The 17,595-nt window shown below is 63.7% G+C and carries 13 protein-coding genes; all 13 read right to left on the minus strand.

Annotated features, from left to right (window positions below; translation table 11 throughout):
- Window positions 1-146 precede the first annotated feature (146 nt).
- Window positions 147-1,436 (minus strand): phosphopyruvate hydratase, encoded by a 1,290-nt coding sequence (eno, locus tag PRtIB026_RS23615; protein ID WP_203651149.1) that lies wholly within the window; start codon window positions 1,434-1,436, stop codon window positions 147-149.
- 153 nt (window positions 1,437-1,589) lie between these two features.
- Complete coding sequence (kdsA, locus tag PRtIB026_RS23620) at window positions 1,590-2,435, minus strand: 3-deoxy-8-phosphooctulonate synthase (protein ID WP_110701896.1); 846 nt, start codon at window positions 2,433-2,435, stop codon at window positions 1,590-1,592.
- A 3-nt stretch (window positions 2,436-2,438) separates the two neighbouring features.
- Window positions 2,439-4,067: a CTP synthase gene (locus tag PRtIB026_RS23625; protein WP_186714670.1), complete on the minus strand. Its 1,629-nt coding sequence runs from the start codon at window positions 4,065-4,067 to the stop codon at window positions 2,439-2,441.
- A gap of 270 nt (window positions 4,068-4,337) precedes the next feature.
- Complete coding sequence (gene tilS, locus PRtIB026_RS23630) at window positions 4,338-5,633, minus strand: tRNA lysidine(34) synthetase TilS (protein ID WP_203651142.1); 1,296 nt, start codon at window positions 5,631-5,633, stop codon at window positions 4,338-4,340.
- A 98-nt stretch (window positions 5,634-5,731) separates the two neighbouring features.
- Window positions 5,732-6,679, minus strand: a complete 948-nt coding sequence (locus PRtIB026_RS23635; protein WP_110738407.1) for an acetyl-CoA carboxylase carboxyltransferase subunit alpha — start codon at window positions 6,677-6,679, stop codon at window positions 5,732-5,734.
- A gap of 105 nt (window positions 6,680-6,784) precedes the next feature.
- On the minus strand, window positions 6,785-10,309 hold the full coding sequence (dnaE, locus tag PRtIB026_RS23640; RefSeq protein ID WP_203651140.1) for a DNA polymerase III subunit alpha: 3,525 nt from the start codon (window positions 10,307-10,309) through the stop codon (window positions 6,785-6,787).
- Window positions 10,310-10,492: 183 nt separating this feature from the next.
- Entirely contained in the window at window positions 10,493-11,116 is a 624-nt protein-coding gene (rnhB, locus tag PRtIB026_RS23645) for a ribonuclease HII (protein WP_203651138.1), read from the minus strand.
- Window position 11,117: 1 nt separating this feature from the next.
- Window positions 11,118-12,245, minus strand: coding sequence for a lipid-A-disaccharide synthase (gene lpxB, locus PRtIB026_RS23650; RefSeq protein WP_203651137.1), 1,128 nt, complete (start codon window positions 12,243-12,245; stop codon window positions 11,118-11,120).
- Window position 12,246: 1 nt separating this feature from the next.
- On the minus strand, window positions 12,247-13,023 hold the full coding sequence (gene lpxA, locus PRtIB026_RS23655) for an acyl-ACP--UDP-N-acetylglucosamine O-acyltransferase (RefSeq protein WP_028690667.1): 777 nt from the start codon (window positions 13,021-13,023) through the stop codon (window positions 12,247-12,249).
- Window positions 13,020-13,460, minus strand: a complete 441-nt coding sequence (fabZ, locus tag PRtIB026_RS23660) for a 3-hydroxyacyl-ACP dehydratase FabZ (protein WP_051097422.1) — start codon at window positions 13,458-13,460, stop codon at window positions 13,020-13,022. Before fabZ ends, lpxA begins: the two co-directional genes overlap by 4 nt.
- 112 nt (window positions 13,461-13,572) lie before the next feature.
- Window positions 13,573-14,628, minus strand: coding sequence for a UDP-3-O-(3-hydroxymyristoyl)glucosamine N-acyltransferase (gene lpxD / locus PRtIB026_RS23665; protein ID WP_203651136.1), 1,056 nt, complete (start codon window positions 14,626-14,628; stop codon window positions 13,573-13,575).
- Window position 14,629: 1 nt separating this feature from the next.
- On the minus strand, window positions 14,630-15,133 hold the full coding sequence (locus tag PRtIB026_RS23670) for an OmpH family outer membrane protein (protein ID WP_023629834.1): 504 nt from the start codon (window positions 15,131-15,133) through the stop codon (window positions 14,630-14,632).
- Between the two features lie 44 nt (window positions 15,134-15,177).
- On the minus strand, window positions 15,178-17,538 hold the full coding sequence (gene bamA, locus PRtIB026_RS23675) for an outer membrane protein assembly factor BamA (protein WP_203651135.1): 2,361 nt from the start codon (window positions 17,536-17,538) through the stop codon (window positions 15,178-15,180).
- Window positions 17,539-17,595: the final 57 nt, after the last annotated feature.

The raw sequence follows: 17,595 nt of genomic DNA on the forward strand, positions 1-17,595 counted from the left end.
GGGTAAAAAAGGCCGCCGCAGCGAGCTTCCGATAGCACGAAGCCTGGCCGAGGCCAGGCTTCGTCGACAGAAACCCGTGGAGACAACCGAACGATCAGTACGAACGTTCAGCCGGCCCCGGCTGCTGCCTTTTTACCATCTCTTGCTCAGCCGCGAAACTCGGCACGACCGCGATATACGGCCTTGGCGCCCAGTTGCTCCTCGATGCGCAGCAGTTGGTTGTACTTGCTGACGCGGTCGGAACGGCACAGCGAACCGGTCTTGATCTGGCCGGCAGCAGTACCCACGGCCAGATCGGCGATGGTCGAGTCCTCGGTTTCACCGGAACGGTGCGAGATCACCGCGGTGTAGCCGGCGGCCTTGGCCATCTGGATGGCTTCCAGGGTCTCGGTCAGCGAACCGATCTGGTTGAACTTGATCAGGATCGAGTTGCCGATGCCTTTCTCGATGCCTTCCTTGAGGATCTTGGTGTTGGTCACGAACAGGTCGTCGCCGACCAGCTGGACCTTCTCGCCGATCTTGTCGGTCAGGATCTTCCAGCCGGCCCAGTCGGACTCGTCCAGGCCGTCTTCGATCGAGATGATCGGGAAGCGCTCGGTCAAGCCCTTCAGGTAGTCGGCGAAGCCTTCGGCGTCGAACGACTTGCCTTCGCCGGACAGGTTGTACTTGCCGTCTTCATAGAACTCGGAAGCCGCGCAGTCCAGGGCCAGGGTCACGTCGGTGCCCAGCTTGTAGCCGGCCTTCTCGACGGCTTCGGCGATGGCGCCCAGGGCGTCTTCGTTGGACGCAAGGTTCGGGGCGAAGCCACCTTCGTCACCGACGGCGGTGTTCAGGCCACGGGCCTTCAGCACGGCCTTGAGGTGGTGGAAGATCTCGGTGCCCATGCGCAGGCCGTCGGAGAAGGTCTTGGCACCAACCGGCTGCACCATGAACTCCTGGATGTCGACGTTGTTGTCGGCGTGCTCGCCGCCGTTGATGATGTTCATCATCGGCACCGGCATGGAGTACTGGCCCGGGGTACCATTGAGGTTGGCGATGTGCGCGTACAGCGGCAGATCCAGGTCCTGGGCGGCGGCCTTGGCGGCGGCCAGGGACACGGCGAGGATGGCGTTGGCGCCCAGCTTGGCCTTGTTCTCGGTACCGTCCAGCTCGATCATGGCACGGTCCAGGGCTTTCTGGTCGGCCGGGTCCTTGCCCAGCAGCAGGTCGCGGATCGGGCCGTTGATGTTGCCGACGGCCTTCAGCACGCCCTTGCCCAGGTAACGGCTCTTGTCGCCATCACGCAGCTCCAGCGCTTCGCGCGAGCCAGTGGAAGCACCCGACGGCGCGCAGGCGCTGCCGATGATGCCGTTGTCGAGCAGTACATCGGCTTCCACGGTGGGGTTGCCACGCGAATCGAGAACTTCACGACCTTTGATGTCGACGATCTTTGCCATTGTTGTAAGCACTCCAGAATTGACGAAAACAACGCAGCTTTTGGGAATTCTTGCCGTTCACCAGGCGACATGGCACGGGCAGGCCTGGCGAAGGGAGCCCCTGACCGAAAGGTCAGGGGTGGAACGGGCGGTACTTTACCCGAGAAACGAGCTTTACGCGGTTTCTACCGTCGGAAAACTTTTCACCAGGTCGTCCAGTTGCTTGAGCTGGGCCAGGAACGGCTCCAGCTTGTCCAGGCGCAGGGCACACGGACCGTCACACTTGGCGTTGTCCGGATCCGGGTGGGCCTCGAGGAACAGGCCCGCCAGGCCCTGGCTCATACCGGCCTTGGCCAGGTCGGTGACCTGGGCGCGACGGCCGCCGGCGGAGTCGGCGCGACCACCCGGGGTCTGCAGCGAGTGGGTCACGTCGAAGAACACCGGGTACTCGAACTCTTTCATGATGCCGAAGCCGAGCATGTCCACGACCAGGTTGTTGTAGCCGAAGCTCGAACCGCGCTCACAGAGGATGAGCTGATCGTTGCCGGCCTCGACGCACTTGGCGAGGATGTGCTTCATCTCGTGGGGCGCCAGGAACTGCGCCTTCTTGATGTTGATCACGGCACCGGTCTTGGCCATCGCCACGACCAGGTCGGTCTGGCGCGACAGGAAGGCCGGCAGCTGGATGATGTCGCACACCTTGGCCACCGGCTCGCACTGGTAGGGCTCGTGCACGTCGGTGATCACCGGCACGTTGAAGGTCTGCTTGATCTCTTCGAAGATCTTCAGGCCTTCTTCCATGCCGGGGCCGCGATACGAGTTGACCGACGAACGGTTGGCCTTGTCGAAGCTCGCCTTGAACACGTATGGGATGCCGAGCTTCTCGGTCACCCGCACGTACTCCTCGCAGACCTTCAGGGCCAGGTCACGGGACTCCAGGACGTTCATGCCGCCGAACAGGACGAACGGCTTGTCGTTGGCGATCTCGATGTTACCGACGCGAATGATCTTCTGAGTCATGGATCAGGCCTTGTTCTTCTGTGCCAGGGCAGCCTTGACGAAGCCGCTGAACAGCGGGTGGCCGTCACGCGGGGTCGAGGTGAATTCCGGGTGGAACTGGCAGGCGACGAACCATGGGTGCTCCTTGGACTCGACCACTTCGACCAGCGCGCCGTCTTCGGAACGACCGGACACCACCAGGCCGGCATCGACCAGTTGCGGCAGCAGGTTGTTGTTCACTTCATAGCGGTGACGGTGACGCTCGGTGATCACGTCCTTGCCGTAGCAGTCGTGGACCTTGGAGCCAGCCGCCAGCTGGCAGTCCTGCGCGCCCAGGCGCATGGTGCCACCCAGGTCGGAGGCTTCGGTACGGGTCTCGACCGCGCCGGTGGCATCTGCCCACTCGGTGATCAGGCCGACGACCGGGTGGCCGCTGTTGCGGTCGAACTCGGTGGAGTTGGCGTCTTTCCAGCCCATCACGTTACGGGCGAACTCGATCACGGCCACCTGCATGCCCAGGCAGATGCCCAGGTACGGAACCTTGTTCTCACGGGCGTACTGCACCGCGGTGATCTTGCCTTCCACGCCACGCAGGCCGAAACCGCCCGGGACCAGGATGGCATCGGCGCCTTCGAGCAGGCTGGTGCCCTGGTTCTCGATGTCTTCGGAGTCGATGTAGCGCAGGTTGACCTTGGTGCGGTTGGTGATGCCGGCGTGGCTCATCGCTTCGATCAGCGACTTGTACGCATCCAGCAGCTCCATGTACTTGCCGACCATGGCGATGGTCACTTCCTGCTCAGGGTTGAGCTTGGCGTCGACGACCTTGTCCCACTCGGACAGGTCGGCGCTGTTGCACTGCAGGCCGAAGCGCTCGACGACGAAGTCGTCCAGGCCTTGTGCGTGCAGCACACCAGGGATCTTGTAGATGGTGTCGACGTCTTCCAGCGAGATCACCGCACGCTCTTCGACGTTGGTGAACAGCGCGATCTTGCGACGCGACGAGGCATCGACCGGGTGGTCGGAGCGGCAGATCAGCACATCCGGCTGCAGGCCGATGGAGCGCAGCTCCTTCACCGAGTGCTGGGTCGGCTTGGTCTTGGTCTCGCCGGCGGTGGCGATGTACGGGACCAGGGTCAGGTGCATCAGCATGGCGCGCTTGGAGCCCACTTCGACGCGCAGCTGGCGGATCGCCTCGAGGAACGGTTGCGACTCGATGTCGCCCACGGTGCCGCCGATTTCGACCAGCGCGACGTCGGCATCGCCGGCGCCCTTGATGATGCGGCGCTTGATCTCGTCGGTGATGTGCGGGATGACCTGGATGGTCGCGCCCAGGTAATCACCACGGCGCTCTTTACGCAGCACGTGCTCGTAGATACGGCCGGTGGTGAAGTTGTTGTTCTGGGTCATCGTGGTGCGGATGAACCGCTCGTAGTGGCCCAGGTCGAGGTCGGTCTCGGCGCCGTCGTGGGTGACGAATACTTCACCGTGCTGGAACGGGCTCATGGTGCCCGGGTCGACGTTGATGTACGGGTCCAGCTTGAGCATGGTGACTTTGAGCCCCCGCGCTTCCAGGATGGCCGCCAGGGAAGCCGAGGCAATGCCTTTCCCCAATGAAGAAACAACACCGCCCGTGACGAATATGTAGCGCGTCATGAAAAACCCTAGAAGTCTGCGTTAAGGCGGCCAGCGCCGCCGGAGAAAGCGAAGGAAGGCCGAAGCCCCCGATCACCTGCGTCAATCACAGTGCATCTCGAAAAACTGCCGCGTCTGTACAGACCAGGGGTATCCCCGGCATGGAGCTCGCTCGTCATTTTAAGAAATCAGCCCAGCAAAAAACTGCTTGGTAATCGGCAACTCCTGTGTTTTTGCGCAACCCACAGAAGTTGTATCAAGAAGGGAGGGTAGTCTACCGGAATGTACCCTTCAGCTCAAACCTTGCACGTTCGTCGGCGGCTGCCAGTGCAGCTGGCAATCTGCCTGCACCCGCTCGGGCAGGTTGGCCACCGCCAGCAACTGCTCGCCACGATACAGCAGCGGCAGGCGCGGGCGCACGAAGTGCGGGACCTGCAGCTCGTTGAGCAGGCGCTTGAGATCGCGCCGGCCGCGGCCGGGCAGTTGCATGACCTCGCCGCCCTGGCGGTAGCGGATATGCAGGCCTTCACCTGGCAGGCCCGACATCAGGCGAACGCTGCCATTACCCGGCAGGCGCAACGGTTTCCCGCTGTCCAGCCAGGGGTAAACGCCCGACACCGCAGCCAGCCAATCGCCACTCAGCCACCAGATACGTCCATGGCTGCGATGCAGTTCGCCGTCGGTCAGACGCCAGACCGGGCAGGCATCGGCCGCCGCGTCGCGCAGGTCGCTCCAGCCGGCCCAGTGGCGGCTGTCGGGCAGGCGGGTGCGTTGGCTGAGCCAGAATTGCAAGGCGTTGCGTTGACGCGCCGGGGACAGTGCGGTGAGCGCCTCGAGGCTGAGTGAATCCAAACTCAGCCAGGACAGCGGCGCATTGTCGCAGGCGACCGCCAGGTCGCTGGCGGCCAGTTCGTCCAGCAGGCCCAGTGCCTCGCCCAGGTGTTCGGCGCTGCGCGCCAGATTGGCTTCGGCCTGGGGCCAGCGCTGGCGCAGGATTGGGAAGACCTCGCCGCGCAGGAAGTTGCGGGCAAAGGCCGTATCGCTATTGGAAGGGTCGTCGACCCATACCAACCCGTGTCTGTCGGCGTAGGCCTGCAACTGCTGGCGCGACAGCCCCAGCAGCGGACGCACCAGGCTGCCCTGGCCCAGCGGACGCTGTTGCGCCATGGCGGCCAGCCCACGCAGGCCAGCGCCGCGCAACAGACGCAACAGCAGGGTTTCAGCCTGATCGTCACGGTGCTGGCCGGTGAACAGCACTTCGCCTGCGCCCAGCCGTTTTTCGAAGGCGCCGTAGCGAGCATTGCGGGCCGCCTGTTCGAGACTGGCGCCGGGGGCGACCTGGACAGGGATTACGTCGAGTTCGACACCCAGGGCAGCGCACACCGCTCGGCAGTGATCGGGCCAGGCATCGGCGGCGGCTTGCAGGCCGTGATGGACATGGAGGGCGCGCAGGGGCGGCGTTGAATGGTTGCGGGAGTATTCGGCGAGCTGGTGCAGGAGGACGGTGGAGTCCAGGCCGCCTGAGAAGGCGACGTGCCAGGCGGGGGCGTTGAGCCAGGGAGAGAGTTGCGCAGTGAGGTCGAGCATAGTAGTCCCTCTTCAAATCGCATCGCGGGGCAAGCCCGCTCCCACGCTACAGAACGTGGGAGCGGGCTTGCCCCGCGATCGAGGGCGTCAGACTACGATCAGAGGCCGTAGCTCATCAGGCGATCGTAACGGCGCTTGAGCAGCGCGTCGTTGTCGAGCTTGCCGAGCATGTCCAGCTGTTCGATCAGGTCGGCGCGAACATTGGCCGCCATCTTCGCCGGATCACGGTGAGCACCGCCCAGCGGCTCCGCGATGACCTTGTCGACGATGTTCAGGCTCTTCAGACGTTCGGCGGTCACGCCCATGGCCTCGGCGGCATCGGCTGCGCGGTCGGCGGTCTTCCACAGGATCGAGGCGCAACCTTCCGGCGAGATCACCGAGTAGGTCGAGTACTGCAGCATGTTCAGCTGGTCGCACACGCCGATGGCCAGTGCGCCGCCGGAACCGCCTTCACCGATCACGGTGGCGATGATCGGCGTCTTCAGGCGCGCCATCACACGCAGGTTCCAGGCGATGGCCTCGCTCTGGTTGCGCTCCTCGGCGTCGATGCCCGGGTAGGCGCCCGGGGTGTCGATGAAGGTCAGGATCGGCATCTTGAAGCGCTCGGCCATTTCCATCAGGCGGCAGGCCTTGCGGTAGCCTTCAGGGCGCGGCATGCCGAAGTTGCGGCGCACCTTCTCGCGCACTTCACGGCCCTTCTGGTGACCGATGACCATGACCGGCTTGTCGTTCAGACGCGCGGTACCACCGACGATGGCGGCGTCGTCGGCGAAATGACGGTCGCCGTGCAGCTCCTCGAACTCGGTGAAGATGTGGTCGATGTAGTCGAGGGTGTAAGGGCGGCGCGGGTGACGGGCCAGGCGAGCGATCTGCCAGCTGGTCAGGTTGCCGAAGATGCTCTCGGTCAGGGTGCTGCTCTTGTCCTGCAGACGGGCAATTTCATCGCTGATGTTCAGCGAGTTGTCGTTGCCCACCAGGCGCAGCTCTTCGATCTTGGCTTGCAGGTCGGCAATCGGCTGTTCGAAATCGAGGAAATTCGGGTTCATAGGCTTCCGTCTTGGGTCTACGGCCAGGCGGCCGGCCGGTTGATCCGTTTGGCGCCCTACCTTAAGGGATCAGGCGCATAAAGGTCGAGATTAAAATTCGTCGTTTCAACGGTATTGCAGGAAGACGTTCTCACGCCCGAACTGGTCACGCAGTGCCTGAATCAGCCCATCGGCCGGATCGATCGACCACTGGTCGCCAAACTGCAGCATGGCCTTGGCGTCGCTGCCGGTGTACTCCAGGGTGATCGGGCAACCACCGCGATGGCGGGTGATCAGCTCGCCCAACCACTTCAGACGATCGCCCTTGAGCGCGTCGTGGCCGACCTTCAGGCGCAGGCTCTCGGCCAGCTTGGTCCGGGCGTCCTCCATGGTCATCACGGTCTTGACCCGCAGGCGCAGGCCGCCGGAGAAGTCATCGTTACTCACCTCCCCTTCCACCACCACCATGGCGTCAGTCTGCAGCAGGGCCTGGGCGCCCATGAAGGCATCGGCGAACAGCGAGGCCTCGATGCGCCCGGAACGGTCATCCAGGGTGACGAAGCCCATCTTGTCGCCCTTCTTGTTCTTCATTACCCGCAGGGCAATGATCATGCCGGCAATGGTCTGGGTATCTCGCGCCGGCTTGAGGTCGACGATGCGCTGGCGGGCGAAGCGGCGGATCTCGGTCTCGTATTCGTCGATCGGGTGGCCGGTCAGGTACAGGCCGAGGGTGTCCTTTTCGCCCTTGAGGCGTTCCTTGAGCGTCAGCTCGCGAACCTTGCGATGGTTGGCGTAGACGTCGACATCCGCCTCGTCGAACATGCCGCCGAACAGGTCGACGTGGCCACTGTCCGCGGTATGAGCGGCCTGCTCGGCAGCCTTGACCGCCTCGCCCAGCGCCGACAGCAAGGTTGCACGGTTGATGTCGATGTTGGCCTGGTAGGCCTTGATCTCGTCATGGAAGTGCGGCCCCAGGCGGTCCAGCGCGCCACTGCGGATCAGCGCGTCAAGGGTACGTTTGTTGACCCGCTTGAGGTCGATCCGCTCGCAGAAGTCGAACAGGTCCTTGAACGGGCCGCCCTGGGCACGTGCCTCGACGATCGCCTCCACCGGCCCCTCGCCCACGCCCTTGATCGCGCCCAGGCCATAGACGATGCGGCCATCGTTATTGACCGTGAACTTGAAGTCCGAGAAGTTCACGTCCGGCGCATCGAGGCGCAGCTTCATGCTGCGCACTTCCTCGACCAGCACCACCACCTTGTCGGTATTGTGCATATCCGCCGACAGCACCGCGGCCATGAACGGCGCCGGGTGGTGGGTCTTCAGCCAGGCGGTCTGGTACGACACCAGGCCATAGGCGGCGGAGTGGGATTTGTTGAAGCCGTAGCCGGCGAATTTCTCTACCAGGTCGAAGATGTTACCGGCCAGGTCCGCCTCGATGTTGTTGGCAACGCAGCCTTCGATGAAACCGCCGCGCTGCTTGGCCATCTCCTCGGGCTTTTTCTTACCCATGGCCCGACGCAGCATGTCGGCGCCACCGAGGGTGTAGCCGGCCATCACCTGGGCGATCTGCATCACCTGTTCCTGGTACAGGATGATGCCGTAGGTAGGCGCGAGTACCGGCTTGAGGCCTTCGTACTGGTAGTCGGAGTGCGGGTAGGCCAGCTCTGCCCGGCCGTGCTTGCGGTTGATGAAGTCGTCGACCATGCCCGATTGCAGCGGGCCCGGACGGAACAGCGCCACCAGTGCGATGAGGTCTTCCAGGCAGTCGGGCTTGAGCTTCTTGATCAGCTCCTTCATGCCACGGGATTCGAGCTGGAACACCGCCGTGGTCTCGGCTTTCTGCAGCAGCTCGTAGGTCTTGCGGTCGTCCAGCGGGATGAAGTCGATGTTGACGTCGGGCAGGTTCTTCTTGGCCTGCTCGCGGTTGATGATCTCCATCGCCCACTTGATGATGGTCAGGGTCCGCAGGCCGAGGAAGTCGAACTTCACCAGGCCCGCCGCCTCGACGTCGTCCTTGTCGAACTGGGTCACCAGGCCGCCGCCCTCTTCGTCACAGGCGATCGGCGAGAAGTCGGTAAGCTTGGTCGGCGCGATCACCACGCCACCGGCGTGCTTGCCGGTACCGCGGGTAACGCCCTCGAGCTTGAGGGCCATGTCCCAGATCTCGCGGGCATCCTCGTCGCCCTTGAGGAAGTCGCGCAGGATCTCTTCCTGCTCGTAGGCCTTCTCCAGGGTCATGCCCACTTCGAACGGGATCATCTTCGACAGGCGGTCGGCCAGACCGTAGGACTTGCCCTGTACCCGCGCCACGTCGCGCACCACCGCCTTGGCAGCCATGGTGCCGAACGTGATGATCTGGCTCACCGCGTTGCGACCATAAGCCTCGGCCACGTAGTCGATCACCCGGTCGCGGCCATCCATGCAGAAGTCGACGTCGAAGTCGGGCATGGAAATACGTTCAGGGTTGAGGAAGCGCTCGAACAGCAGGTCATAGGCCAGCGGGTCGAGGTCGGTGATCTTCAATACATAGGCCACCAGGGAGCCGGCACCCGATCCCCGGCCCGGGCCAACCGGCACGTCGTTGTTCTTCGCCCACTTGATGAAGTCCATAACGATCAGGAAGTAACCGGGGAAGCCCATCTGGATGATGATATCCAGCTCGAACTTCAGACGGTCCAGGTAGACCTGGCGCTTCTCTTCGTAGTTGGGCGTGGTCTCCTTAGGCCAGAGCACCGCCAGGCGCTCCTCCAGGCCCTCGTGGGAGACGTGACGCAGGTAGTCGTCGATGCCCATGCCGTTGGGCGTGGGGAAGTCGGGGAGGAAGTACTTGCCCAGCTGCACGGTGATGTTGCAGCGCTTGGCGATCTCGACGGTGTTGGCGATGGCGTCCGGCAGGTCGCTGAACAGCTCGGCCATCTCTTCCGGCGACTTGAGGTACTGCTGGTCGCTGTAGCCGCGCGGGCGGCGTGGGTCGTCGAGGGTCCAGCCCTCGCCGATACAGACGCGGGTCTCGTGGGCGTCGAAGTCCGACTGCTTGATGAAGCGCACGTCGTTGGTCGCCACCAGCGGCGCGCCAAACTTGTCGGCCAGGGCCACGGCGGCGTGCACGTACTCTTCGTCACCGGCGCGGTTGGTGCGCTGCAGCTCGACGTAGAAACGATCCGGGAACAGGCCCATCCAGTCGCCGAGCAGGGCTTGGGCCTCGTCTTGGCGCCCGGCCATCAGGGCCACGCCGATATCACCTTCCTTGCCAGCGGACAGGGCGATCAGCCCCTCGCTGGCCGGGGCGATCCAGTCGCGCTGAATGATCACCAGGCCGTTGCGCTGGCCGTCGGTCCAGCCGCGCGAGATCAGCTCGGTGAGGTTGCGGTAGCCCTTGGGGTTCATGGCCAGGAAGCAGATGCGCGACAGCGGCGCCTCGGGGTCGGCGCCGGCCAGCCACAGGTCGGCGCCGCAGATCGGCTTGATGCCGGCGCCCATGGCGGTCTTGTAGAACTTCACCAGCGAGCACATGTTGCTCTGGTCGGTGATCGCCACCGCCGGCATGTTCATCCCGGCCAGGGCCTTGGCCAGCGGCTTGATCCGCACCAGGCCGTCGACCAGGGAGAATTCGGAGTGCACGCGAAGGTGAACGAAGGAGACCGGCATGGAGGATCCTGTAGCAGTGCTGAACGACAAGGGCGGGATTGTAGCGTATTGCTCTTCGCTTGCCTCGCCTGCAGGTCAGCGGTTGGTTGCAGAATGCATCGCGGGGCAAACCCGCTCCCACGCAGCCGATTCCAGTGCAGGCTTGGCGTGGGAGCGGGCTTGCCCCGCGATGAATGGCGCCGATCAGATCAGCGAGGTGGATATACCTTCACGGGCTTCCCATGCGGCCCGAACAGGCGCGAACGAGCGCCGATGAATGGGCGTCGGCCCAAGACGTGCCAGGGCCTCGAGGTGTACCGGGGTCGGATAGCCCTTGTGCCCGCCGATCCCGTACCCCGGGTAGATCAGCTCGAACTCGCTCATCTCGCGATCACGGGTAACCTTGGCCAGGATCGAAGCCGCCGCGATCGCCGGCACCTGGGAGTCGCCCTTGACCACCGGCGCCGCCGGCACGGCCAGCTTCGGGCAACGGTTGCCGTCGATCAGCGCCAGTTTCGGCGTGATGTGCAGCCCTTCGACCGCGCGCTGCATGGCCAGCATGGTGGCCTGGAGGATGTTCAGGCGGTCGATCTCCTCGACCTCGGCCCGGGCGATGAAGAAGCTCAGGGCCTTTTCGCGAATCTCGTCGAACAGCGCGTCGCGCTTGGCCTCGGTAAGCTTCTTCGAGTCGTTCAGACCGAGGATCGGCCGGCGCGGGTCGAGAATCACCGCTGCGGTGACCACCGCGCCGCACAGCGGGCCGCGACCCACTTCATCGACGCCGGCCACCAGCTCTTCAACCAGGTTGAAATCCAGTCCCATCTGCATGTCAGCTGTCCTTCAACAGGGCGAGCACCGCGTCGGCCGCCTGGTTGGAGGCGTCGCGGCGCAGGGTGCGGTGGATCTGGTCGAAGCTGTCGGTCTGTTGCGAGCCGTCCTTGACCAGCGGCGCCAGGGTCTGCGCCAGGGCTTCGCTGGTGGCGGCGTCCTGCAGCAGCTCCGGCACCAGCAGGCGCTGGGCCAGCAAGTTGGGCAGCGACACGTACGGGCTCTTGACCATGCGCTTGAGGATCCAGTAGGTCAGCGGCGCCAGGCGGTAGGCCACCACCATCGGTCGCTTGTACAGCATCGCTTCAAGGGTGGCGGTGCCGGAGGCGATCAGCACCGCGTCACAGGCGGCCAACGCCTGGTGCGAGCGGCCGTCCAGCAGGGTCAGCGGCAGCTCGCGCCCTTCGAGCATCTGCTCGACCTGGGCGCGCCGGGCGGCATTGGCGCACGGCAGCACGAAGCGCACGCCGGGCACCAGCTCGCACAGGCGCTGGGCGGCATCGAGGAACAAGGCACCCAGGCGTCCCACCTCACCACCCCGGCTGCCGGGCATCAGCGCGATCACCGGCCCTTCGCCCAGGCCGAGCTCGGCACGCGCCGCGCCACGGTCGGCCTCCAGGGGAATGGTGTCCGCCAGCGGATGGCCGACGAAACGCACCGGCACACCTTGCTCTTCATAGAAACGCGCTTCGAACGGCAGCAGGGTGAGCATCAGGTCGCACCCCTCGCGAATCTTCAGCACGCGCTTCTGCCGCCAGGCCCAGACCGACGGGCTGACGTAATGCACCGTCTTGATCCCGGCCTGGCGCAGCTTGAGTTCGATATTGAGGGTGAAATCGGGGGCGTCGATGCCAATGAACACGTCGGGCTTTTCGCCGATCAGCGTCTGGATCAGTTCCTTGCGCCGCTTGAGCAGCTCGCGCAGGCGCCCGAGCACCTCGACCAGGCCCATGACGGCCAGACGTTCCATCGGAAAGTAGGAGGTCATGCCCTCGGCTTCCATCAAGGGACCGCCAACACCGATGAACCGTACATCGGGATGACGTGCCTTGATGGCGCGCATCAGGCCGGAACCAAGAATATCGCCGCTGGCCTCGCCCGCGACCAGCGCCACGCAGAGCTGGGCCATGTCAGCGGGTGATGCCGCGTGCGGAATTGGCGATCGATTGGCGGAACAGGTCGACTTCGGGGAACTGCGTTACCAGTTCATCCAGCTCCTTGAGCGCCTCTTCGACGGTCAGGCCCTGCCGGTAGACGATCTTGTAGGCGCGACGCAGGGCGTGCAGTACTTCGTCGCTGAAACCGCGACGGCGCAGGCCTTCGAAGTTCATGCTGCGCGCCTCGGCCGGGCTGCCGAACACGGTGACGTAGGCCGGTACGTCCTTGCCGATCGCGGTGCCCATGCCGGAAAACGCGTGGGCGCCGATATGGCAGTACTGGTGTACCAGGGTGTAGCCGGACAGGATCGCCCAGTCGCCAACATGCACATGGCCCGCCAGCGCGGTGTTGTTGACCAGGATGCAGTGGTTGCCGATGACGCTGTCGTGGCCGATGTGGGCATAGGCCATGATCAGGTTGTGATCGCCCAGGGTCGTTTCCGAACGGTCCTGGACGGTGCCGCGGTGGATGGTGACACCCTCGCGGATCACGTTGTGGTCACCGATCACCAGGCGCGTCGGCTCACCCTTGTACTTCAGGTCAGGGGTGTCTTCACCGATAGATGAAAACTGGTAGATACGGTTGTGCTTGCCGATGCGGGTCGGCCCCTTGAGCACCACGTGCGGACCGATGACGGTGCCCTCCCCGATTTCCACATCGGGGCCTACGATCGACCAGGGGCCGACCTCGACGCCCTCGGCCAGCTTGGCCGAGGGGTCGATGATCGCCCTTGGGTCAATCGAACTCATAGGGAGCGTTCCGCGCAGGTGATCTCGGCCGAGCAGACCGGCTTGCCGTCCACCAGGGCGCGGCACTCGAACTTCCAGATCATGCTCTTGCGGCTGAGGAACCTGGCTTCCAGCACCAGCTGGTCGCCCGGCAGCACCGGCTGGCGGAAGCGCAGCTTGTCGGAGCCGACGAAGTAGTAGAGGGTGCCGTCCGCCGGCTTGGCGTCGAGCATCTTGAATCCGAGAATCCCGGCCGCCTGGGCCATCGCCTCGATGATCAGCACGCCCGGCATGATCGGATGCGCCGGGAAGTGGCCATTGAAGAACGGCTCGTTGATGCTGACATTCTTGTAGGCACGAATGCTTTGGGCCTCGAAGTCCAGGTCCGTCACACGATCCACCAACAGGAACGGGTAACGGTGAGGCAGGTATTCGCGAATCTCGTTGATGTCCATCATTTCGGGGGGAAGCCTGTATAAGAATAGGGAGCGCAGGTGCTGACCACACGCTCCTTTTGCAGATCCAAAGAGGAGCCAGCTAGCGACTGTAGCGCTTGCTCAGTAAATGGTATCAGCCTTCTGATGCCGGCTGGCCACCTGAGGTCACGGTGTCGACACGCTTTTCCAGCTGCTGGAGACGCTTGGACATCTCGTCCAGCTGGCGAATGCGAGCGGCGCTCTTGCGCCACTCGGCCAAGGGTTGCATGGCCGTACCGGATGAATAGCCACCCGGCTCGGTAATCGAACGGGTCACCATGGTCATGCCGGAGACAAAGACATTGTCGCAGACGTCGATGTGGCCGACCATCCCGACGCCACCGGCAATCATGCAATGCTTGCCGATCCGGGTGCTGCCGGAAATCCCGACGCAGGCCGCCATCGCCGTGTGGTCGCCGACCTGCACGTTGTGGGCGATCTGGATCTGGTTGTCGAGCTTGACGCCATCGCCAATGCGGGTGTCCGACAGCGCGCCGCGGTCTACCGCGGTGTTCACACCGATCTCCACGTCATCACCCAGGGTGACGCCGCCGATCTGCGCGATCTTGCGCCAGATACCTTTCTCGTTGGCAAAGCCGAAGCCCTCGCCGCCGATCACCGCGCCGGATTGGATGACCACGCGCTTGCCGATGGTCACGTCGTGATACAGCGTGACCCGCGGAGCCAGCCAGCCACCCTCGCCGATGACGCAGCGGGCACCGACGAAGCAGTGCGCGCCAACCGTTACATTGGCGCCAATGCGCGCACCGCTCTCGATCACCGCGAACGGGCCGATGCTGGCGCTGGCATCCACCTGGGCATCCTCGGCAACCACGGCGCTGGGATGGACTCCCGCCACAGCCTTGGGCTTTGGATCGAACAGGTGCGAAATGCGTGCATAGGCCAGGTAAGGGTCGGGAACGATCAGGGCGTTGCCGGCAAAACCTTCGGCGTCCTCGGCCTTGAGCAATACCGCGCTGGCCGAGGAATCGTCCAGGAACTTGCGGTACTGCTTGTTGGCCAGGAAGCTCAACTGCCCGGAACCGGCCTCCTGCAAGGTGGCCAGCCCGGTGATCTGCAGCGCTTCGGGGCCTTTGAGTTCGGCCCCGAGGGCCTCGGCCAGCTGGCCGAGCGTCATGGTCACGGTCATATCAACGAGCTTGGTTCATGCGCTCGATGACCTGGCGGGTGATGTCGTACTGCGGCTTGACATCGATGACCGCGCCACGCTCCAGAACCAGGTCGAAACCGCCCTTCTTGATCACTTCCTCGACAGCACCGTCAAGCTTCGGCTTGAGTTGCTTGAGCATGTCGCGGTCGGCCACGGCCTTGGCTTCGTTGAGTTCCTTGGACTGGAACTGGAAGTCACGGGCTTTTTGCTTGAACTCGAGTTCCAGGCGTTCACGCTCAGGCTGAGGCATCTTGTCGCCGCCCTTGATCAGGCGGTCCTGGATACCCTTGGCGCTGCTTTCCAGGCCCTTGAGCTTGGTCAGTTGCGGGCCGAACTTCTTCTCGGCGTCAACGGCGTACTTCTTGGCCGCATCGGATTCCAGCAGGGCCATCTGATAGTTCAGCACGGCAACTTTCATTTCGGCGAAAGCCGGGGTGGCGACCAGCGCCGCGGCCACGAGGGCCAGTTGGGTCAACTTACGCACGATGCACTCCTGGATAATCCGTTGTCGTTATGCAAGGGCCGACCTCAGAAGGTCTGGCCCAGAGAGAATTGGAACACTTGCGTGTCGGCGTCGTCCGGCTTCTTGATCGGCATCGCCAGGCTGAAGCTCAACGGGCCCAGCGCGGTGATCCAGGTCACACCCAGACCGACCGAGCTGGCCATGTCCGAGAAACCGACCTTGGTGCAATCGGGCTTGGAGCCGCAGTTGGTGTCGAACACGTTACCCACGTCCCAGAACACGGACGTGCGCAGCGAACGCTGATCCTTGACGAACGGCAGCGGGAACAGCAGCTCCACGCCACCCTGGACGAGGACGTTGCCACCGAACGGCAGCGGATCCTGGTCCGGGTCGGCCAGGGTGCCCTGGTTGCCGGTCACCGCGGCGCCGCGGCTCGGAGTACTGCGTGGACCCAGGGTGCTGTCCTTGAAGCCGCGCACGGAGTTGAAGCCGCCCGCGTAGTAGTTTTCATAGAACGGCAGGCCGGAGGTCGAGCCGAAACCATCACCATAGCCCAGTTCGGTGTGCAGGCGCAGGGTGTACTCGTTGTTGATCGGCTTGAACAGCTGGCCGCGGTAGTCGAGCTTGTAGAACGACAGGTCGCTGCCAGGCACGGTGGTTTCCAGGGTCAGGCTCTGGGAGTGACCGCGGGTAGCCAGCACGCCTTTGTTCAGGGTCGACTCGGACCAGCCGATCGACGCCTTGAAGTTCAGGAAGTTGTCGCCCTCGTCCTGGAGGAACTTGAAGATCTCGTCGACGGTGTAGCGGCCGGTCTTGATCTTGTCCTGCTGCACGGTCAGGCCGTAGGTCAGGCGCGAGGTCTCGCTGATCGGGTAGCCGAGGCTGACACCGGCACCGAGGCTGTCCACCGCGTAGCTGGCCACGTCGACGTCGAGGTCGTCGTAGTCGGTGCTGCGGTAGAAGGCGTTGTAGCCCAGGCTCACGCCATCGGCGGTGAAGTAGGGATCGACGTAGCCGAAGTTGTAGCGGGTCTGGTACTCGGAACGGGTCAGGCCGATGGAGACCTTGTTACCGGTACCGAGGAAGTTGTTCTGGCTGATCGAGCCGCCCAAGATCAGGCCGGCGCTCTGGGCGAAACCGACGCTGGCGGTGATCGAGCCGGAGGCCTGCTCTTCGACGCTGTAGTTGACGTCGACCTGGTCGTCGGTGCCCGGCACCGGCGGCGTCTCGACGTTGACTTCCTTGAAGAAGCCCAGGCGCTCAAGGCGGGTCTTGGACTGGTCGATCAGGTAGGTCGAAGCCCAGCCACCTTCCATCTGGCGCATTTCGCGGCGCAGCACTTCGTCTTCGGTCTTGGTGTTGCCGCGGTAGTTGATGCGGTTGACGTAGGCACGCTTGCCCGGATCGACGACGAACATGATGTCGACGGTGTGGTCCTGGTCATTCGGCTGCGGCACGCCGTTGACGTTGGCGAAGGTGTAGCCTTCGTTGCCCAGACGACGGGTGATCAGGTCGGAGGTGGTGGTCATCACCTTGCGCGAAAACACCTGGCCCGGCTGCACCAGCAGCAGCGACTTGACCTGGTCTTCCGGCACTTTCAGGTCACCGGACAGCTTCACGTCGCGGACGGTGTACTTCTCGCCCTCGTTGATGTTGACGGTGATGTAGACGTGCTTCTTGTCCGGGGTGATCGACACCTGGGTGGACGCGATGTCCATGTTGATGTAGCCGCGGTCCAGGTAGTAGGAACGCAGGCGCTCCAGGTCACCGGAGAGTTTTTCCCGGGCGTACTTGTCGTCGTTCTTGAAGAACGACAACCAGTTGGTGGTCTTGAGCTCGAACAGCTGGCCGAGGGTCTCGTCGTCGAAGACCGTGTTGCCCACCACATTGATGTGCTGGATCGCGGCCACGGTGCCTTCGTTGATCTTGATCTTCAGGCCCACGCGGTTGCGCGGCTGCGGCACGACTTCGGCGTCGACCTCGGCGGAGTAGCGGCCCTGGGCCACGTACTGGCGCTGCAGTTCGTTACGCACGCCTTCCAGCGTCGCGCGCTGGAAGATCTCGCCTTCGGCCAGGCCCGACTGTTTCAGGCCTTTCATCAGGTCTTCGGTGCTGATCGCCTTGTTGCCTTCGATCTCGATGCTCGACACCGAGGGGCGCTCGACCACGTTGATGATCAGGACATTGCCGTCGCGGTTCAGCTGGATGTCCTGGAAGAAGCCGGTCTTGAACAGCGAGCGGGTCGACTCGACCAGACGGCGGTCGTCGACCTGGTCACCGACGTTCAGCGGCAACGCGCCGAACACGCTGCCGGCGGACACCCGCTGCAGGCCGTTGACACGAATATCGGAGATGGTGAAGGACTCGGCGTGAACTTCAGCGATCATCAGTGCGGAGAGCACCGCAGTTAGCAGCAGACGTTTCATGAAGTCCTTTTATTCCAACTGGCAATAAACAACCTGCCGCGACAAGGCGGCAGGTTT

It is taken from the genome of Pseudomonas sp. RtIB026 (assembly GCF_016861355.2).
Taxonomy (GTDB): Bacteria; Pseudomonadota; Gammaproteobacteria; order Pseudomonadales; family Pseudomonadaceae; genus Aquipseudomonas; species Aquipseudomonas peradeniyensis.